Genomic DNA, 21,067 nt, shown 5'->3' with positions numbered 1-21,067 from the left:
AATGCCGACAACATCTCCACCAATACGTCGAACATTGCGAGCAACGCGACAGATATTAGGAACCTGAAAGATCTTTCCAATATTACAGCTGACGGGCAAACGGTCATCAAGAAAGCTGCTGTAGGGGCCATCACAGTAAAAGCCGGCGACCGCGTAGAAGTGCAGATGGAAAAAGCGACGGACGGTTCTTCCGTTACGTACACTGTCTCTGCAAAGAATGATGGTAAGGTCGCAAAAGACGACGCAAACCTCGTCTCCGGTGATACCGTGTATAACGCCATTGAGGATGCCAAAAATGCCATCGATACTGACATGGATACGAAGGTCAGTAACAAGGCTGATATTGATGCGTCGAACGTCGGCAAGAACCTCAAAGGGGACGATGGCTCGACGGCTGCTTCGGATGATGCCATCCAGCAGAACCTCAACGCTTGGGGCAGCGCCGTTGGTACGGGCACCATTGATAAAAATAATGGCCAGCTTGTAACGGGCGGAACGGTCTATACGGAAGTGCGTCCGAAGGAAGATGGCACCTATGTCAAGATGGCGAGTACCACTGGTGACAACCTCCTTGCCCTTGATAAACAGGTGGGTACTAATGCGAAGAACATTACGGACCTAACGAATTTGACGAACATCACCGATGCCGGTAAGACGGTCATCAAGAACCTCGCCAAAGGCACCATCGATATGGAAAATGGGTCCTATACGACTGTTTCCTCCCGTGAGGTGGATGGGGTGAAAACCTTCAAGGTCGATGTGGCCAGTGACGGCAAGGTCGAAGAAGGGAACAGCGGTCTTGTGACGGGCGATACAGTCTACGATGCCCTAAATAAGGCTTCGCAGGATACAAACAAAAATCTTGACAAGAAAGCTAACATCGATGCTTCGAACATTGGCAGCAACCTCAAGAACGCCGACGGAACGGCCGCTTCCGAAGAAGACCAGAAGAAGAATGCCGAAAGCTGGGGAAAGGCCATTGGTACGGGCGAGGTGAAAGAAAGTGACAACCGTCTTGTGACGGGCGATACGGTGGCAAAAGCCATCAAGGATGAAACCCGCGTCAGCGAAGACGGCACCTACGTCAAGAAGGATGCAACTGCAGGAGAGAACCTGAAGAACCTTGATGACCAGGTGAAGAAGAACACAGACAATATTACAAGCATCAAGAACATCACCGATAATCTGGACAACAATTATGCCAAGACGGATCTTTCCAACGTTACGGATGAAGGAAAGACGACAATCAAGAACCTTGCCCAGGATGCGGTGAAGGTCGTCAATGGGAAGAACACGACCGTAACGACGAAGACGGAGACAAATGGCAACATTTCCTATGCCGTTAACGTTGATGACAGTGCCATCAAAGATGTCATGAAAGAGGACATGGATAAGAAGGCCGACCGCGATGCAGGAAATCTCACGGATTCCGATGTTACAAGCTGGCAGAAGAAGCTTGGCACGGGCGAATCCCAAAGCGGTGACCATCGGCTCATCAGCGGCGACACTCTCTATAACGCTCTTAAAGAGGTGGATGGAAATACCCTTATGAAAACCGATGGCGTGACCATCAATATCGATCAGACTGGGACGGCAAAGACCATCGATGTTCGTGGTAAAGATGGTGTCACGAGGACCATTACCGGAATTGCCACAGATCCAAGCGATCCGACGAGTGCAGCTAATGTGGATTATGTTGATCACCGCGTAGAGAGCCTCAATAGCCGCATGACCCACGAAGTGAGCCGTGCTGGCGCTGGCGCAGCCGCCCTGGCAGCGCTCCATCCCCTGGAATGGGATCCGGACAGCAAATTTGATTTTGCTCTCGGTTATGGTCACTATAAAGCGGCCAATGCAGCGGCCCTTGGCCTGTTCTACCGTCCGAATGAAGATGTCATGTATAACCTTGGCGGCACCCTTGGCAACGGCGATGCCATGATGAGTGGCGGTGTCACTTTCCGCTTTGGCACAAAGGGCCGGAAGCCAAAGGCTAGTCCGCTTGCCATGCAGCAGACCATCATGGACCAGAACGCCAAGATTGAACATCAAGATGAAATGCTGAAAATCCAGGCAAATAAAATTGATAGTCTTGAAAAAGAACTCCTCGACCTGAAACGCCTGATCACGCAAAAGTAAGCGTAAGAAAGGCTGCAAAGCATCGCTTTGCAGCCTTTTTCTGATTACGCGGCTTCAAAAGACGTGTGTACGTTGAAAAAGTGAAATCGTGGGCGACAAAGTAGATGAGCCCATATGGGACGAGGATTGTAACCCCCTTCCTCTTTCATAAGCTGGGCGCAGGAGATGACGACACGTTATTTTGGAGAAGCGGAGCGATTTTGCTCTTGAATAAAAATATACCCTTCTACCTTCTCATCCATGTTACAATAACCCCATCACACATAAAGGAGTCTTCCAAATGCATCCATGGGAAGCCTATCAAGGCATTTATCTCCATATCCCTTTCTGCCAGCATAAGTGCAGTTACTGTGATTTTATAAGCTACCAGGGGCAGGATGGGGCGGCACGCGCCCGCTACGTCAAGGCTCTGATCAGGGAAATCAGGAGCTATGATGCCCCCCTTCCTGTAAGCCGCGGCGCGACAGTCTATGTTGGCGGCGGTACGCCCAGCCTGCTATCCTTGGAGGAACTCGCCGCCATTTTCCATGCCCTGAAGGAAAAAGGCTATCTCCATTCGCCGCGGGAAGTGACCTTTGAAGCCAATCCGGGAACTGTCGATGAAGCCTACCTTAGGGGACTGCGAGCGTTGGGGGTGGACCGCCTGAGCCTTGGCATCCAGTCTCTAGAGGACAGCGAACTGCGCCTCATGGGCCGTACCCATACAGCGGATGAGGCGCGGCACATTATCCTTCTCAGCAAAAAGGTGGGGTTTACACGTCTGTCCTGTGACCTTATCTATGGATATCCGACGCAGACGGCTGCAAGCGTCGAGGCATCCTTGACGGAACTCATGGCTCTGGGACCCAGCCATATTTCCATCTACGGGCTTTCCGTTGAACCGGGGACCGTCCTTTCCCATAATCTCCGACAAGGGCGCTGGATCCTTCCCACAGACGATGAGACGGGTAACATGTATGACCTCATCATGGACCGCCTCGTCAAGGGCGGCTACGAGCGCTACGAGATTTCCAATTTTGCCAAAGCAGGTGACAAGTCGCGGCACAACCTTGTCTATTGGCACTACAATCCCTACCTTGCCTTTGGCGCCGGAGCGACGCGCTTTGACGGCAGGACACGGGAGAACAACCCGGCTTATCTTGCGGCCTACGAAAGAGGAGAGGCACCGGAGATAGAATGCCTGTCACCTGCCGTCCAGCGGGAAGAAATGATCTTCATGAACCTACGTACCGTAAGAGGACTCTCCCTCCTGGATTATGAAGCCCGCTTTGGGCGCTCCTTTGCCTTTGATTACGGGCCTCAGATAGAGAACCTCATCCATAAGGGATGGGCCAAATGGGAGGATGGTCATTTTTGTCTCACGCCCCTTGGCATGCAGTACGGGAACCTTGCCTTCGAAGCCTTCATCACAACGGACTGACACCTCACACCATGAAGGAACGCGAGCAGCCAACACCAAGGACAATACCCCAGCGGAGGCCCTTTTCCATAGGCTTTTTCCCGCATGGGGCCTTCTTTTTTGAGGCTTTTGCTTTTTGTAAATTATTTTTCGGGAAAGTATTGACATTTTGACTAAAGAGGTGTATCTTAACCATTAGATGTTAGCACTCTAAAGTTTCGAGTGCTAATAATCTGGGAAAGAGATGATTACAGTGCTGACCGAACGACAAAAGAAAATACTTCAACTCGTCATTGATGATTACATCGAGACGGCCGAGCCTGTAGGATCCCGTACAATCGCTCGGAAATATAATCTTGGTATCAGTCCGGCGACCATTCGAAACGAAATGTCCGATCTGGAGCTCCTTGGATTCTTGGAGCAGCCCCACACATCGGCAGGACGGATTCCTTCCGCGGCGGCGTACCGCCTCTATGTGGATTCCCTTGCTGGTGAAGGATCCCTGACCTTATCATCGAGCGATATGGCGCTCATCAACAATTGGTTCAGGCAGCGGGTGCATACCATTGACGACATCTTCCAATCCACGGCCAAGATCCTGTCCCGCATGAGCAAGAACGTATCCGTCGTCCTTGCAAACAAGGACAGCGAGGCTACGTTCTCCTACATGAAGTTCCTGCCCCTCAACAAGGGTCAGGCTATCCTGTGCATCGTCACGGAAGAGGGGAATGTCGATCATGGCGTGGTGGAAATCCCCAGCGGAGTAAAAGAAAGTGAGCTGGACCAGATTGCCCAGCGTGTTTCGCAGTACCTTAATGGACGCAAACTGAATGATATTTCTCAGGAGCTCCTAGCAAAGGTACGGGAAATGCTTGCCGGGGACAAACGGCTGTATGCATCCATCGTAAGCCGTATCAAGAAGGTCAAGGCCGGCCAGCAGGAGGACAAGATGTTCCTTGGAGGAACCAAACAACTCCTGGGACAGCCTGAATTCAAGGATACGGAACGGATGCGGGAACTCTTGGGCGTCCTTGAAGAAGAACAGATGCTCAAGGATATGCTGAAGGCCAGCAGTGACTCGGGATTAAGGGTCACCATTGGCAGCGAGAATAAGTTCTCCAGCATCCAGGACTGCAGCATGATCCAAGCGACCTACCGCCTGAATGGCCAGGTCGTTGGGACCCTTGCCGTGTTGGGACCTACCCGTATGGAATACCGCAAGGTCATTTCTGTGATGGATTATCTTCATCACTACCTGAAGGTGGTCATGAATAAAATTGATGAAAAATAGGGAGGACGTACGGTGAACGAAGAGACAAAAGATCCAAAACAACAAGCCGCCGAAATGAGTGCTGACAAAGCGGAAGCAGCAAAGGCCACGGAGGCTGAGGAAAAAAACGCAGAACCGGCAGATGGTACGCCTGATCCCAAGGATCAAACGATTTCCAAGCAGCAAGAGGAAATCGATGAGCTTTCCAATCGGTTGCTTCGTCTGCAGGCCGACTTTGATAATTTCCGCAAGAGAAATACGGAAGAACGGGAACGCTTAGGCCGTTTCGTAACGGCTTCAGTGGTCCGGGAATTCCTGAAGGTCCTCGATAATTTTGAACGCGCCGAGGCCAGTGTGGAAAAAAACCATGATGCCGAGTCCATCTTAAAGGGCATGGCTATGATCCACAAACAGTTTGAAAAGGCCCTTGAAACCCTGCATATCGAAGAGATTCCTGCTGAAGGCAAGCCTTTCGATCCGCAGATCCATGAGGCCGTTATGCAAGGCAGCAATCCCGACCTGCCTGATGACAGCATTGATATGGTCCTTGAAAAAGGTTACCGGATTGGTGATGATGTCATCCGTCACAGCAAGGTAAGGGTTGTCCATAATTAACTGAAGTGAGAACCAGCAAGTTAGTTGCATGAGGAGGAATTTATAATGAGCAAGATCATTGGTATTGACTTAGGGACTACGAACTCTGTTGTCGCCGTGATGGAAGGCGGCGAACCGACTGTTATTACGACCCAGGAAGGCGGCCGCCTTACTCCGTCCGTTGTCGGTTTCACAAAAAATGGGGAACGCCTCGTTGGTCAGCTGGCAAAACGTCAGGCTGTTTCCAACCCGGAACGGACCATCAGCTCCATCAAACGTCACATGGGCACGAAGTATACCGTGACCATTGATGGCAAGGACTATACGCCAGAACAGATTTCCGCTATGATCCTTGAAAAAATGAAGGGGGACGCGGAACGTTATCTCGGCGAAAAAGTCACGGAAGCGGTCATTACTGTACCGGCTTACTTCAACGACTCCCAGCGTCAGGCTACGAAGGACGCCGGCCGTATTGCTGGTCTTGATGTCAAGAGAATCATCAACGAACCGACGGCGGCTGCCCTTGCTTATGGCATTGATAAGTCCGATGACAAGACCGTTCTCGTTTACGACCTTGGCGGCGGGACCTTCGATGTTTCCATTTTGGAACTGGGTGATGGCGTCTTCGAAGTTAAATCCACGACCGGTGATACCCATCTGGGCGGCGATGACTTCGACCATCGCATCATGGATTGGATGACCGATGAATTCAAGAAACAAAACGGCATTGACCTGACAGGTGATAAGATGGCCATGCAGCGGATTCGTGAAGCGGCTGAAAAAGCCAAGATTGAACTGTCCAGCATGATGACAACCAATATCAACCTGCCGTTCATTACGGCTGGTGCCAATGGCCCGCAGCATCTTGACATGGATCTTACTCGTGCCAAATTTGACAGCATGACGAGTGACCTTGTTGACCGCACTATCCAGTGTGTTCATACGGCCCTCAGTGATGCCAAGATGACCGTCAATGATATTGATAAGATTCTCCTTGTTGGCGGTTCTTCCCGTATCCCTGCTGTCCAGGAAGCCATCAAACGCGTTCTCGGTAAGGAACCGGCTCACGGCGTCAACCCTGATGAATGCGTTGCTGTCGGTGCTGCCATTCAGGCCGGCGTACTGGCTGGTGATGTCAAGGACGTCCTGCTTCTTGACGTAACGCCGCTTTCCCTTGGGATTGAAACCATGGGCGGTGTCTTCACCCGGATCATTGACCGCAACACGACCATCCCAACCTCCAAGAAGCAGATCTTCTCGACGGCTACGGATAATCAGCCTTCCGTTGACATCCATGTTCTCCAGGGCGAACGTGAAATGGCAGCCGACAACAAGACCCTTGGCCGTTTCGAACTGAGCGGTATCCCCGCTGCACCGCGGGGCGTGCCTCAAATCGAAGTTGCCTTTGATATTGATGCCAACGGTATCGTGAACGTAAGCGCCAAGGACCTTGGCACGGGCAAGGAACAGAAGATCACCATTACCTCTTCCGGCAGCCTGAGTAAGGAAGAAGTTGACAAGATGGTGAAGGAAGCTCAGGCTAACGAAGCTGCCGACAAGAAACGCTGTGAATCTGTTGATGCAAAGAACCAGGCCGATACACTGATTTATCAGGCTGAAAAGACCGTCAAGGATATGGAAGGCAAGGGTCACGATGACAAGATCAAGAAGGTCCAGGAAGCCATCAATACCTTGAAGGAAACCATGAAGGGTGACGATGTAGATAAGATCAAGGCGGATACGGAAGCCCTCCAGAAACCGCTCTATGAACTGTCTGCTGAACTTTATAAACAGAACCAGCAAAATGGCCAGAACGGTGGCACTGCCGGTGCTGATGCCGGCGCTGGCGCCGGGGCTTCCTCTGACAATAAGAAGAACGATGATGACGTCGTAGACGCCGAAGTCGTTGATGACGACAAAAAATAATCGTTCCTAGAGGGAGATACTGATGGCAGATAAAAAAGATTATTATGAGGTCCTGGGCGTCGACAAAAGTGCGTCGCCTGAGGAATTAAAAAAAGCATATCGCAAGCTGGCTCGTAAGTATCACCCCGATCTCAACAAGGATAATCCTGAAGCAGCCGATAAATTCAAGGAAGTCAACGAGGCCTATCAGGTTCTGAGTGACCCGCAGAAAAAGGCCGCCTATGATCAATATGGTCATGCCGCTTTCCAAAATGGCGGTCCTGGTGCCGGGGGCAATCCCTTCGGCAGTGGGTTTGGCGGTTTTAGCGGTAGCTTTGGCGGCGAAGGCATGGATGATATCTTCAACATGTTCTTCGGCGGTGCGGGCGCAGGCGCGTCCCGTTCCCGCCGGGCTGATCGCGGTCCCCGTCAAGGCGCGGATTTGCGGGCTGACCTTGAAATTACCTTTGAGGAAGCGGCCTTTGGGACGGAAAAGAAAATCCGCCTGAACCGCGAAGAGGAATGTGAGCACTGCCATGGAACGGGAGCCGCCGAAGGCAGCCATCCTGAAACCTGTCCTGATTGTCACGGGACGGGGGAAGTCCGGGTTACGCAAAATTCCATTTTTGGTCAGGTTGTTAATGTCCGTACCTGTTCGAGATGTCATGGGACGGGTCAAATCGTTACCAATCCCTGCAAATACTGCCGTGGAACAGGCCGCGTAAAGCAAAAACGCGTCATTACGGTCAAGATTCCAGCTGGCGTTGACAGCGGTTCGAGACTCCGTGTGGCAGGCGAGGGTGAAGCGGGGATGCGCGGCGGTCGAGCCGGCGACCTGTATGTCTATCTCTATGTAAAGAGCCATAAGTTCTTTGAACGGGATGGGACGACAGTCCTGTGCGAAGTGCCAATCAGCATTGTCCAAGCTGCATTGGGTGCTGAAATCAAGGTGCCGACTCTTTATGGTCAGACCACCATCAAGGTGCCTGAAGGAACCCAGCCCAATCGCGTCCTGCGCATCAAGGGCAAGGGCATTCCGAACCTGAGAACGGGTGTAAAGGGTGACCAGCTCATCCAGATCAAAGTTGTTGTGCCGACGAGACTGAGCGATGCACAAAAAGAAGCACTTCGCAAGTTCGCCGATGCCAGCGGCGAAAGCATTAACCCAGAAGAAAAAAGCTTTTTCAATAAAGTGAAGGATTTCTTCGATAAAAAGGATAAGAAGTAAGAAGGGGACCGTGGGAAGCCACGGTCCTCTTTCACTTTCGTTTTTTTTATTTGCTCTTTGCGAATATGGCTCAGATGGGTCCTGTTGCGAGGAGTTCCCGCTTTCACCGACGATGGCGCAATAGCTGCAACCACTTTTCTAAAACCTCCGTGTTGCTTCCATATACATGGTTCGCATGAGGCTCTGATTGGTTCAGAGGCCAGGAAAAATCCTTAGGTTGATAAAGCCGCACACGCATTTCCGTGTTGCCAGGAAGTCTGCGTCTTTTTGACAACGCAGATGGGCCGAAATGGGTCTCAGGCGAATCATGATTCGTCTAAAAACCAAAAAAAATCCAAGAAGTGGCTCGCCCGCCGAAGGCATTTACTCGGCGCGATTTCTGCGCCGAGTAAAAAAAGGGGAGGTTAGGAAAGGATGCGCTCAAGCGATCGCTATCCTCAAACGTGGGACGGTCCATTGTACGATAGGCCCTGAGGCCATTGTTTCCACAAAATCTCTTTTAATCAATGGCCTCACGTACTTCATCAAATCAGCCCGATTTTTGGGCTGATTCAAAAGGGAATGACGAAGGCATATTTCAGGCGACTTTAACATGAAATTGCGTATCAAAATATGCTGCGATGCGCCATGACTTCATTGCCAACTCATGAATCTTGAAAAGGGCAATGAAGACTCCCTGTGTAGAAAATCGGCGCGATTTGTGCTCTGCCCCAAAATATCCGACATTGACACCCCTGCCCCTCCCATATTATAATGACCCTATCAGATCATGTAACTGACGGAAGTGGGGGTACCCACAGGGAGCATGATCGCAGTGAGCCGACCGTCTGGGCGAAAAGGGCCCGAGGTTGGCTTTTTTCTATATGAGGGAGGAATGAAGATGAAGGAATTCGAATTAAAGTATGGCTGCAACCCGAATCAGCTTCCAGCGAAACTTTATATGAAAGATGGCAGTGACCTGCCGGTTACGATTTTAAATGGCCGCCCTGGCTATATCAATTTCCTGGATGCCCTCAATAGCTGGCAGCTCGTCAAGGAGCTCAAGGAAGCTACCGGTCTTCCGGCTGCAGCGTCCTTTAAGCATGTCAGCCCTGCCGGGGCTGCGGTGGCCCAGCCGCTGACGGAAACGCTGCGCAAGGTCTATCATCTTGAGGGGTATGAAATGTCACCCCTTGCTTCCGCTTATGCCCGTGCCCGCGGTGCGGACAGGATGAGTTCCTTTGGCGATTTCGTGGCCCTTTCTGATGTGTGTGACGTAGCGACGGCAAAAGTCCTTCAGCACGAAGTCTCAGATGGCGTCATTGCTCCAGGCTACGATGACGAGGCTCTTGCCATCCTCAAAACAAAGAAAAAGGGTCGCTACAATGTCATCCAGATTGACTCGAACTATGTTCCTCATGAAATGGAAACCAAAGAAGTCTTCGGTGTCACTTTTGAACAGCGCCGCAATGCGGACTCCATTGGAAAGGACTGCCTCCAAAAAATCGTCACAAAAAACAAGGATCTTCCCGAAGGGGCCCAACGGGATCTTCTCATTGCCCTGATTACCCTCAAGTATACCCAATCAAATTCCGTCTGCTACGTCAAGGACGGACAGACCATCGGCGTCGGTGCCGGACAGCAGTCCCGCGTCCACTGTACGCGCCTTGCTGGCGACAAGGCCGATAAATGGTGGCTCCGTCAGTCCCCGAAAGCGCTCAGCCTGCCCTTTAAGCCTGATACGCCGAAGCCGGTCCGGGATAATACTATTGATGTCTATCTTTCCGACGACGATGATGACGTTCTTACTGACGGAATCTGGGAAACGCTCTTTACAGAAAAGCCGGAACGCATGACGCGGGAAGAACGTAGGGCGTGGATTGCCCAGAACAAGGATGTTGCCTTGGGGTCCGATGCTTTCTTCCCCTTTGGCGACAATGTAGAGCGTGCCCATCGCAGCGGCGTCCGCTATATCGCCCAGGCTGGCGGTTCCATCCGTGATGACCAAGTCATCGAAACGGCTGATAAGTACGGTATCGTCATGTGCTTTACGGGCCGCCGTCTGTTCCACCACTAAGGCACGGCGTGTGGTAAGGAGAACGCCAGGTTCCTCACGGGAAGGCTGAGATACCTTCCCGGTGGGGGCCTTCTTTTTGTTTTTAGGAGCGTGTTTTATGGCTGTCAATGCCCTTTCGGGGAGTGTTTGGAAGAGCCTTGTTTCTTTTTCCATTCCCTTTGTCATTTCCTATTTCCTGCAGACCCTTTACGGGATGGCAGACCTTGTTATCATCGGCCAGTTTGAAGGACCGGCGAGCATTACGGCCGTTGCCGTCGGCAGCCAGATCATGCATATGGTGACTGTTGTTCTTGTGGGGCTTTCCATGGGGACGACCATTGCCATTGCTCGAGCTGTAGGGAAGGGAGAAGCAGAGAAGGTGAGCTGCACCATCGGGCAGACGCTGCTCATTTTTGGTATCCTTTCTGTGGTCCTTGCAGGGTTCTTGATTAACTTTCTTCCCCGTATTGTGGACATCATGGCAACGCCGCCCGAAGCCGTCAGGGGGACAAAACACTATCTTTTTATCTGCTTTTTAGGCATTCCCCTTATTACGGGATACAACCTCATCAGCTCTATCTTTCGGGGTCTTGGCAATTCCCGGACACCGACCTATTTTGTGGCCCTTGCGGCCGTCATCAACCTGACCCTTGATCTCCTTTTCATGGGGCCTTTTGCTATGGGACCCTTGGGGGCTGCTTTAGGAACGACCATCAGCCAAGGTGTCAGCGTCCTTGTCGGCGTTTTTGTCATGAAGCGCCATCCCATGGGACTTGGTCTTTCCAAAGCGTCCTTCGTCCCTTCGGGCTCCCTCATCCGTGAAATCCTCGGCGTTGGCATTCCCATTGCCGTCCAGGATGCGTTTATCCAGATTTCTTTCCTCATCATCACCATGATTGCAAACCTGCGCGGCGTGACGGACGCAGCGGCTGTCGGCATTGTGGAAAAAATCATCAGTTTCCTCTTCCTTGTCCCATCTTCGCTCCTTTCGGCTGTTTCTGCCCTCAGTGCCCAGAACCTTGGTGCGGATAACCGCAAGCGGGCCCGCGCCTATCTTTATGATGCCATCAAGACGGCCGTGTTCTTTGGCCTTTCGGTGTCCCTTTTGATACAGGTCATGGCGCCGCGTTTTGTGGGTCTTTTCACCTCTGATGAGGCGGTCATTGCATCAGGTGGACCCTATCTGAAAGGATACATCTTTGACACAATCTTTGCGGGAATCCATTTTTCTTTTAGCGGCTACTTCTGTGCAGCTAAAAAATCCATCTATTCTTTTCTCCACAATCTTATCGCCATCGTCCTTGTGAGGATTCCTTTCGTCTATTTGGCATCCCGGGCCTTTTCCGATTCCCTTTTTCCGATGGGCCTTGTGACCGCTTCGGGGTCCCTTCTTTCTGTCCTGATTTGCTGCTTCCTGTTCCGCCACTTGGAAAGGGAGAGGACCGAAGTGTTACAAAACTGAATATCAATTTGGATATCACGCAGCCCTCTTTCGGAAGTTCCTAAAGAATTTCTGGAAGAGGGCTGTTTTATTCAGTGAAGTGTGCTATAATAAATAGCGAACAAATGTTTATAAAGGAGGCAATCATGAAACTGCGCTATTATATCTGCATCGATCTCAAATCCTTTTATGCCTCCGTAGAGTGTGTGGACCGGGGCCTTGATCCCCTTGATACGTGCCTTGTCGTTGCCGATAAGAGTCGCTCGGATCGGACCATCTGCCTTGCTGTATCGCCGCCCCTAAAAAAACGGGGAGTCCCGAGCCGGCCCCGCCTCTTTGAAGTGATCCGCAAAGTCGATGAAATCAATGCCCTGCGCCGCAGCAAGGCGCCCCAGCGTTCTTTCCGGGGGATGAGCCATTTTGATTCACAGCTTAGGCATCATCCGGAAAAAGCGCTTTCTTATATTGTCGCCATGCCGCGCATGCAGCGCTATATCGAAATGAGTCGGGACATCTACGGCATTTATCTGCAGTACATTGCTCCTCAGGACATCCATGTCTATTCCATTGATGAAGTCATGATTGATGCCACGCCGTACCTTTCGACGTATGGCATGACGCCCTATACCCTTGCCATGACCATGATTCGCGACGTCTATCAAAAAACGGGCATTACGGCAACGGGCGGTATTGGGACGAACCTCTATCTCAGCAAGGTGGCCATGGATATCGTAGCAAAAGCCCTGATGCCCGATCCCTATGGGGTACGTATTGCTTTTCTTGATGAAACCGCCTATCGCAGGACTTTGTGGGGCCATCAGCCCCTGACGGACTTTTGGCGTATTGGCCCCGGTTCGGCCCGGCGTCTTTCTGCTCATGGCCTTTACACCATGGGGGATATTGCCCGCCTCAGTCTTTCCGATGCCTCCCTTTTGTATGATTGGTTTGGCATCAATGCCGAGCTGCTCATTGATCATGCCTGGGGGTGGGAATCATGCCGTATGAGCGACATCAAGCGATATATCCCCAAAGCCTCCAGCCTCGGCACAAGTCAGGTCCTGCCCAAGCCCTATTCACCGGAAAATGCCCGCCTGATTGCATGGGAGATGACGGATGAACTCATCTTGGACCTTGCCCGCAAACGTCTTGTGACTGATGAGGTGGCCATTACCATTGGCTATGAACGGACGCAGCCACAAGGTTTTTCCCGGGACCTGCCACCATCAGGCCGCAGTCATGGCTCGGCTCGTCTTGCTGGATGGACCCATGCCGGACAGCCTATCATGGCAAGCATGATGGCGCTTTATGACCGCCTTGCCCATCCCTATCTATGGGTGCGCCGGATGAGTGTCACTGCGGTCCATGTGCGCTCCCAGGATATTCAGGACCCTGTTCGGCAAGGGTTCCTTTTTGCCGAGCAAACACCCCTTCTTGATGGAGATCCACGGGAAGCACGGCTTCAGGAAGCGGCCCTTGAGGTCCATCACCGATTTGGCCGCAATGCCCTTGTCAAGGGGCGCAACTTATGCAAAGAAGCCATGACCATTACCCGTCATGGTCAGATTGGAGGTCATCATGCCTGATCCTTATGCTGCAATCTTGGATCATCCCTATCCATTTGGAATCCCTCGGCCCCGTATGCCCCGGCTCCAGCGCGCGGCCCAGTTTGCGCCTTTTGACGCGCTGACGGGCTTTACAGAAACCATCATGGAACGGGCCCATTACACGGATCAAGCCGCAGAGCTTGACGAAGCGCAGCGGGAACAGCTCGACCAAAAGACCCGTTTTCTCATGGACCGGATAGGGGAGCGCCCTTATGTGACCCTTCATTATTTTGAACCGGACGGGCGCAAGAGCGGCGGCGTCTGCCGAACGGTGTCAGGCCGCCTCTATCGCATTGATTTATCAAGGCAGGCGTTTTACCTTGAAGACAAGGCACCAATCCCTGTTTCCCAGATCCGCGACATCGAGTGAAAGCCCTAGAGCAGGGACGACTCCATGAGAAGCTTCAGGTAGTGCCGCATGGGCGCCATTTTATGCTTGCTTACAGGCAGAACCGTGCCATCTTGGAGGATCAGGGAGTCGGACTGCAGGCAGCTGATGAACTTTGTGTTTACGATGAAGCTTTTATGGATCCGTTCGAAGGGAAATCGCCGAAGCCGCGTCTGTAGGTTCTTGAGTGTATCCCGGCAGGCGTAGCTTTTTTGCGTAGTGTGGATAAAAAGGGAGGAGCGGTTGGCTTCAAAAAAGGTAATATCGGAAAGCCGAACCTGATACATACTTTGGTCCGATGAAAAGATAAAGAACCGGTTGCCCATATCGGGGGCATGATCCATGAGGGACTCAAGAACCATGCGCATTTGCTGTACCGTCATGGCCTTGGTATAGAACTGGAAGATGGGGACGTCGTACCCCTCAAGACATAAGGATTCGTTGTCCGTCACGATGATAATGGGAACCCGCCGATCGTACTGCCGGATGCGCCGCGCAAGGGACAGATCGGGAAAGGGCGTGGAAAGGCTCTGGAGAATGATGAGCTGGAATTTTCCTTGACGGGAGAGACTGGTAAGGAGACTGGAAAATTTGGAGTAACGATACAGATGCATGATTTCTGGCAGGGCGGAGAGGGAATTGAGCTGATCGCTCGTTTCATTGAGATTTGCTCGTACGGAATCGAACAAGGCAATGGAAAACATAACAGACTTCCTTTCTGTAAAGAAGATACGTGATTTTACTGTCAACGGGGAGAAAAAGGAACAAAATAACATAAATGTAACAAAAATCACGATTTTTAGTATAACATAATTCAGAAAATTTTCAAAACAAATGAGAACAAATAAAAGTATCTATAAGAAAAACATAAAAAGAAATAAATCATATAAATCGGAAAATTGATCAGAAAAATGTAATAAAAAAAGTTAAAAGAGGGAGAAAAAAAGATTCCTATAGTAAAAACGGATTTAATGAGGGAAAAATATTCCTGAAAAGGATCGGCATCTAAAAAGGGGGCACATGATCGATCCTTGGAAAAGACCGTGCCCTGTCACCTAGAGAGGAAGGGGAATTGCCGCCCCGAAAGGGGCTTCTGATTGGCGGAGCATTGGCAACTATTATTTTATTTCGGTCAGGAAGATGATTGGCTGCGGGATCTGTCATCTCTCTGTCAAAGGTCCCTACAAAATTCTTCGATTTTACAGTATAATATATTGTTAGACTGACAAAGGAGAAGAACATGAAAAAGACTTACGCCATCATCAATTATGGATGCCAGATGAACGAAAGCGACAGCGAGCACTATGCCGGTCAGCTCCTTGATTTGGGCTATGAGGCCAGTGCGGACTATGAACATGCCGATGTCGTTGTTATCAATACATGCTGCGTTCGTGAAAACGCGGAAAAAAAGATTCTGGGAAAGATTGGGGAAATGAAGCGCCTGAAGCGTGAAAACCCGGATATGGTCCTATGTGTAGCCGGCTGCATGGCCCAGGAATGGGGCAAGGACCTCCAAAAAAAATATCCTCAAGTGGACCTTGTCTTGGGAACGGCTCATGTAAACAATTTCAGTTCCATCCTGCAAAATCACCTTGCTGGTCATGGCCGCGCTGAAAGCGTCTATGATGACCTTACTATCATGCCTCAGGAATTTGAGGGGTCCTTTGTTCGCAAGAGCAGCTTTGCCGCTTGGGTTCCTATCATGTATGGCTGTAATAATTTCTGCACCTACTGCATCGTGCCCTATGTGCGGGGCCGGGAACGAAGCCGCAGTGCCGAGGCCATCTGCCATGAGATTGAAAAGGCCGTGGCCTTGGGCTATAAGGAGTTCACCCTTTTGGGGCAGAATGTCAATTCGTATGGCAAGGATCGAGGCGAAGAGGAAGGCTTCAGCAAGCTTCTGGAGCTTGTCGATGCTATCCCTGGTGTAGAGCGAATCCGCTATATGACGAGCCATCCCCGTGACATGAGCGAGGCCGTTGTGAGGACGATTGCCGAAAGTCAGCATATTTGCAAGAACTTCCATATTCCTGTCCAGTCCGGCAGCAGCCGCATCATGAAAGCCATGAACCGTGGCTATGACCGGGAGCGCTACTTAAAGCTTGTAGAAACTATCCGCCGCTGTGTGCCTGACGCTGTCATCACGACAGACCTCATTGTAGGATTTCCGGGCGAGACGGAAAAAGATTTTGAAGAAACCTTGGACCTTCTTCGTACCGTTGAATATGATGATGCCTTTACCTTTATCTATTCCCCGCGCAAAGGAACGCCGGCAGCTGGTTTTGGGGCGCAGGTCCCGGACGCTGTGAAACACGAACGGCTGGATCGTCTCATGGCACTGCAGAACGAGATCTGCCTTAAACGCAACAAGCGCCTGGTGGGGCGAACCCTTGCCGTTATGGTTGAAGGACCCAGCAAGAGCAATCCGGCCATGCTGAGCGGACGGACGGACGGAAATGATCTGGTTCTGTGGCCAAAGATAAGGGACCATGCCCCGGGTGACCTTGTCAATGTAAAGATGGAAAGGGCCCAGACGTGGCTCATCAGAGGAAAGGAAGAGGCATAACCATGACGCAGACTGGTGAAGGGTATACCCCCATGGTGCAGCAATATATGGAAATCAAGAAGCAGCATGAAGATAAGCTTCTTTTCTATCGTCTCGGTGACTTTTATGAACTCTTTTTTGGGGATGCCATTACCGCTTCACGGGAACTCAATCTGACGCTGACCCAGCGCGCAGGCAATACAAAACATCCTATCCCCATGTGCGGTGTACCTTTTCATTCAGTAGATGGCTACTTGGCCAAACTCATCAAGAAGGGATATCGCATTGCCATTTGCGACCAGATGGAAGATCCCAAGAAAGCCGTCGGGATCGTCAAACGGGAAGTCACAAAAATCTTGACGCCAGGAACGGTTCTTTCCGATGCCGTCCTTGATGACGAGCACAATCAATATCTCGCGGCTGTTTCTATAGGTGACGGGCGGGCCGTCCTTGGCCTTGCCGATGTATCCACAGGGGAGGCCAGTTGGTACGAAGCATCCGGCCCTTATTGGGAAGATCTTCTGATGGATCAGATCTACCGCATGCAGCCGGCGGAGCTAGTCCTTGCCCCGGATGAACAGCTGCCGGAACGGTTCCTGCAGGAACTTTCACAGAAACTGCCCCAATGCATGGTCAACCGCTTCCAAAAAGATGGGGGAATCGATGCTTTTGCCCGTCATTTTGGGACGGAAGGGAAAGCGTATACCGAACCGCTTGTACGGGATACGATTGAACTCATGCTTCAATATATCCATATCAATGTAAAAAGCGATTTGGCGCAGCTGAATCGCCTCACGGAAATTACGACAGACCGGACCATGGTCCTTGACGCAACGGCTATCCGCAATCTGGAACTGGTCCGGAATATGAAGGACGGTACGAAAAAAGGCACCCTCCTTGATATCCTTGATTACACCGCGACCGCCATGGGAGCCCGCCTCATGCGGCAGTGGATTGAATCCCCCCTTTATGATGCGGCCCGCATTACAAGTCGGCAGCAGGCTGTAGGCACGCTTGTAGGTGATTCCCGGCTGCGGACAGAGCTCGGTGAAGCCCTTAAAAAAATCACAGACCTTGAGCGCATCCTTTCCCGAATCGAAGTGGGGTCTGCCAATGCTCGGGATATGGCCTCCCTGCGCACCGCCCTTCTGGCCGTACCGGACCTTAAGCGCCTGCTTGCCCCCTATCGGGATGGGCTCCTGGCAAAGCTTTCCTCCCGCATTGACAGTCATGAAACCGTCCTTGATGAACTGCGCCGCGGCATTGTCGATGACCCGCCCTTTACGGTCCGGGAAGGAGGGATGATTCGTAAGGGGTATAATGCCGAACTGGATGAGCTCCATGATATTGCGGAAAATAACAATGCCTGGATGCAGGATTTTGAGCTGCGCATCAAGGAAGAAACGGGAATCAAGAACCTAAAGGTCGGATTCAACAAAGTCTTTGGCTATTATATTGAAGTGTCCAAAGGGCAGGTTTCCCAAGTACCGGATAGCTTTATCCGCAAGCAGACCTTGGTCAATGGGGAACGTTATATTGTTCCGGAACTGAAGGCCTTTGAAAATAAGATTCTCAGTGCCAAGGAAAAGATCCAGCAGCTTGAATATTATCTCTTCAATGAAATCCGTGACTGTGTCCGTGATGAGCTTGTTACAATCCAGGATACGGCCCGTGCCATTGGTGAGCTTGATGCCATCTATTCTCTTGCCATGGCTGCCTTCAAGGGAAATTATGTCTGCCCGCGTCTCAGCGACAAAGGTGAAATCATCATCAAGGATGGGCGCCATCCTGTCGTGGAAAAACTCCTCGAACGGGAGCTTTTTGTCCCCAACGATGTCCATTTAAATGGGACGAATGAACGCCTCATCATCCTGACGGGCCCTAATATGGCCGGGAAATCGACCTATATGCGTCAGGTGGCACTGCTGGTCCTCATGACCCAAATGGGCAGCTTCCTGCCCTGCCGGGAAGCTGTCATCACCCCCGTGGACCGCATCTTTACCCGTGTCGGCGCCAGTGATGACCTTGCCACGGGGCAAAGCACCTTCATGGTGGAAATGAATGAAGTGGCAAACATCCTTAAAAATGCCACGAGCCGCAGTCTCATCATCCTTGATGAGGTCGGGCGCGGAACAAGCACCTATGACGGGATGAGCATTGCCCGTGCCGTGGTGGAATATATCAACGAAAAAATCAAGGCCAAGACCCTATTTGCAACTCATTATCATGAACTGATTGAATTGGAAGATCTTTTTGATGGCATCAAGAACTATTCCATCGCCGTGAAGGAAAAAGGCAACGATGTGGTCTTTTTGCGGCGCATTGTGCCTGGCGGAACGGATCGCAGCTATGGAATCCACGTCGCTAAACTTGCAGGTCTGCCCAAAAAGGTCCTGGACCGGGCGGATGAGCTTTTGGAGGAATATGCCGCCGAGGCACCGCTTTCCCATAAGGGCACGCATCATGTCGAGATTTCCAAGGAAGCGGCGACGGATGAGACGCAGGGAAGCCTTTTTGGCGATACCATCCGGGATACCCTCATGGGACTTGATGTCATGACCATGACCCCCCTTGAGGCCATGAATACCCTCTATCAACTGGCGGAAGAAGCCAAACGGGAAGGAGGAAAACTTTCGTGAAAGCAAAAGTCCAGCTCCTGGACCAAAATACATCCAACCAGATTGCTGCTGGTGAAGTTGTTGAAAAGCCAATGTCCGTTGTCAAGGAATTGGTGGAAAACGCCCTTGATGCCGGTGCCACCCATGTGGATGTCACGATTTATGAGGGGGGAACGGAATATATCCGCGTCAAGGACAACGGGTCCGGTATGGACGAGGAAAATGCCCGTCTTGCCGTACTGCGCCACGCAACAAGCAAGATTGTAAAGGCTGAGGACCTACTTACCTTAAAGACCCTGGGGTTTCGCGGGGAAGCGCTGCCGAGCATTGCCTCTGTCAGCCATTTCAACCTTCTCACACGGGAAGAAGGCGCGGAGTTTGCAACAAGCATCACCATCGATGGCGGGGAAAATATGAGCGTTGATGTGATGGGCGGAGATGTGGGGACGACCGTGACGGTAAAGGATCTTTTCTATAACGTTCCAGCACGGCGCAAGTTTTTGCGGACGGTCAGTACGGAGGGTCGCTATATCAACGATATCCTTTCCAAAATGGCCCTTTCACGGCCGGATGTCCATTTTACGCTTCAAAATAACGACAAGGAAGTCCTTAATACCCCGGGAAGCGGTGATGAACTCGACGTCATTGGGGCGCTTTATGGGAAAAATGTCGTTGAGGCCCTTCTTCCCGTAGACCATGAACAGGATGGAATCCGTGTCAAGGGGTTTATCAGTCGGCCCACCCTTCTTAAGGGAACGCGGCAGTGGCAGACTCTTTTTGTCAATGATCGGTATATCGTAAGCCGGATGGTGAGCCGTGCCATCGATCACGCCTATCAGTCCCAGATCCCTAAGTCAGGGTTTCCTTTTGCCATGCTGAAGCTCACCGTGGATACCCATGCGATTGATATCAATGTCCATCCCCAAAAAAGTGAGATCAAGTTTGGTGATGAGCAGGCTGTTTACCGGGCTGTCTACCACGCACTTACAAATGCCCTGACGCATCCTATGCGGGGGACGGAAAACGGAAAGGATGAAGTGACCTTTAAAAAGCCGTCTCCCCAAAAAGACGAAAGCCTTGCCGAAGAAGTAAGTATTTTCCCTCATTCCCAAGGCCGCAGCTTTCTTCCCCAGAATCCTGCCTTTGGCCAGCCGATTTGGCGTACGCCGGAGCCTCAGGTTGAGCGGCCTGATCGCTCCTATACGGACGAAATCTTTGGCGCGCAGCGTACGGTGCCACGCGCGACAGAACCCCATGCCATAACGGGCGAAGAGACAAGCGGAGGAATAGCTGGCTCCGTGAATGAACGAGGGGAAATCCAGGCCCCCAGTGGGATTGACGTAATCTGGCCCTTGGGACAGGTCAACCGGACCTTCATCGTCGCCCAGTCAGAAACAAGCCTTTACCTCATCGACCAGCATGCGGCCCATGAACGTATCATGTATGACCGTTTCATCAGGCAGCAAAAACCGGTCCCCAGTCAAACCCTTCTTATGCCGCTTTTTCTTTCCGTAAGTGCTGCGGATGTGGATGCCGTGACAGAACATCGCGACGAATTTCTGAAACTCGGTGTCGACGCGGAACCTGCCGGGGAAACTTCCCTGCGTGTTTCTGCCCTGCCGGCCGATGTGGAAGACGGGGAGGCCGAAGCCTTTATCCAGGATATCCTGACCCTTCTTGAGGAAAACCGCTCCATCAAGACCAGTGACCTACGGGAGGAAGTCCTTCACTATGCGGCCTGTCACAGTGCCATCCGGGCAGGTGAGCTCCTGAATATCCGGCAGATGAGGGAAGTTATCTTGGAACTTCTCAATACGGAACATCCCTTTACCTGCCCCCATGGACGGCCCTGTATGATTGAAGTGACGACGCCGGAGCTCTTTAAGCTCTTTAAACGGACATGA

The 21,067-nt window shown here is 51.5% G+C and carries 14 protein-coding genes and 1 riboswitch; of the genes, 13 read left to right on the top strand and 1 reads right to left on the bottom strand.

Annotated features, from left to right (window positions below):
* The 10 genes from H503_RS12070 to H503_RS0111035 all read left to right on the top strand — a co-directional run.
* The coding region (locus H503_RS12070; protein ID WP_035196443.1) for a YadA C-terminal domain-containing protein at positions 1 to 2,136 on the top strand (2,136 nt) is incomplete at its 5' end.
* A gap of 280 nt (positions 2,137 to 2,416) precedes the next feature.
* Positions 2,417 to 3,556 (top strand): radical SAM family heme chaperone HemW, encoded by a 1,140-nt coding sequence (gene hemW / locus H503_RS0111080; protein WP_009015669.1) that lies wholly within the window; start codon positions 2,417 to 2,419, stop codon positions 3,554 to 3,556.
* A 223-nt stretch (positions 3,557 to 3,779) separates the two neighbouring features.
* Positions 3,780 to 4,826, top strand: coding sequence for a heat-inducible transcriptional repressor HrcA (gene hrcA / locus H503_RS0111075; RefSeq protein ID WP_014128365.1), 1,047 nt, complete (start codon positions 3,780 to 3,782; stop codon positions 4,824 to 4,826).
* Positions 4,827 to 4,838: 12 nt separating this feature from the next.
* A complete protein-coding gene (grpE, locus tag H503_RS0111070) occupies positions 4,839 to 5,420 on the top strand; it encodes a nucleotide exchange factor GrpE (protein ID WP_009015667.1) in 582 nt (193 codons plus the stop codon).
* 45 nt (positions 5,421 to 5,465) lie between these two features.
* Positions 5,466 to 7,325, top strand: a complete 1,860-nt coding sequence (gene dnaK, locus H503_RS0111065) for a molecular chaperone DnaK (RefSeq protein ID WP_026385742.1) — start codon at positions 5,466 to 5,468, stop codon at positions 7,323 to 7,325.
* 22 nt (positions 7,326 to 7,347) lie between these two features.
* Entirely contained in the window at positions 7,348 to 8,532 is a 1,185-nt protein-coding gene (gene dnaJ / locus H503_RS0111060) for a molecular chaperone DnaJ (protein WP_009015665.1), read from the top strand.
* Positions 8,533 to 9,293: 761 nt separating this feature from the next.
* Positions 9,294 to 9,372: riboswitch (ZMP/ZTP riboswitch) on the top strand.
* 40 nt (positions 9,373 to 9,412) lie between these two features.
* On the top strand, positions 9,413 to 10,588 hold the full coding sequence (locus H503_RS0111050) for a phosphoribosylaminoimidazolecarboxamide formyltransferase (RefSeq protein WP_016459585.1): 1,176 nt from the start codon (positions 9,413 to 9,415) through the stop codon (positions 10,586 to 10,588).
* A gap of 97 nt (positions 10,589 to 10,685) precedes the next feature.
* Complete coding sequence (locus tag H503_RS0111045) at positions 10,686 to 12,029, top strand: MATE family efflux transporter (protein WP_009015663.1); 1,344 nt, start codon at positions 10,686 to 10,688, stop codon at positions 12,027 to 12,029.
* Between the two features lie 125 nt (positions 12,030 to 12,154).
* Positions 12,155 to 13,591 carry a Y-family DNA polymerase gene (locus H503_RS0111040; RefSeq protein WP_016459584.1) on the top strand — a complete coding sequence of 479 codons (1,437 nt, stop codon included), beginning with the start codon at positions 12,155 to 12,157 and terminating at the stop codon, positions 13,589 to 13,591.
* Positions 13,584 to 13,982, top strand: coding sequence for a YolD-like family protein (locus tag H503_RS0111035; protein WP_016459583.1), 399 nt, complete (start codon positions 13,584 to 13,586; stop codon positions 13,980 to 13,982). Before H503_RS0111040 ends, H503_RS0111035 begins: the two co-directional genes overlap by 8 nt.
* Positions 13,983 to 13,987: 5 nt before the next feature.
* On the opposite strand, the gene H503_RS0111030 is transcribed toward H503_RS0111035, so the two are convergent.
* Positions 13,988 to 14,704 (bottom strand): LytR/AlgR family response regulator transcription factor, encoded by a 717-nt coding sequence (locus tag H503_RS0111030; protein WP_014128369.1) that lies wholly within the window; start codon positions 14,702 to 14,704, stop codon positions 13,988 to 13,990.
* Positions 14,705 to 15,240: 536 nt separating this feature from the next.
* Between H503_RS0111030 and miaB the strand changes: the two genes are divergently transcribed.
* From miaB to mutL, 3 genes are read left to right on the top strand one after another with little or no spacing between them, the layout of a single operon-like run.
* Positions 15,241 to 16,566: a tRNA (N6-isopentenyl adenosine(37)-C2)-methylthiotransferase MiaB gene (gene miaB, locus H503_RS0111025; RefSeq protein WP_009015659.1), complete on the top strand. Its 1,326-nt coding sequence runs from the start codon at positions 15,241 to 15,243 to the stop codon at positions 16,564 to 16,566.
* Between the two features lie 2 nt (positions 16,567 to 16,568).
* Positions 16,569 to 19,184: a DNA mismatch repair protein MutS gene (gene mutS / locus H503_RS0111020; protein WP_014128370.1), complete on the top strand. Its 2,616-nt coding sequence runs from the start codon at positions 16,569 to 16,571 to the stop codon at positions 19,182 to 19,184.
* Entirely contained in the window at positions 19,181 to 21,067 is a 1,887-nt protein-coding gene (gene mutL, locus H503_RS0111015) for a DNA mismatch repair endonuclease MutL (RefSeq protein WP_009015657.1), read from the top strand. The genes mutS and mutL overlap by 4 nt, the downstream gene beginning before the upstream one ends.

The sequence above is a fragment of the Acidaminococcus intestini DSM 21505 genome (genome assembly GCF_000425045.1).
In the GTDB taxonomy this organism is placed as follows: domain Bacteria; phylum Bacillota; class Negativicutes; order Acidaminococcales; family Acidaminococcaceae; genus Acidaminococcus; species Acidaminococcus intestini.
The sequence above is the reverse complement of the archived record's forward strand: the minus strand, read 5'-3'. Positions and strand labels throughout refer to the sequence as shown.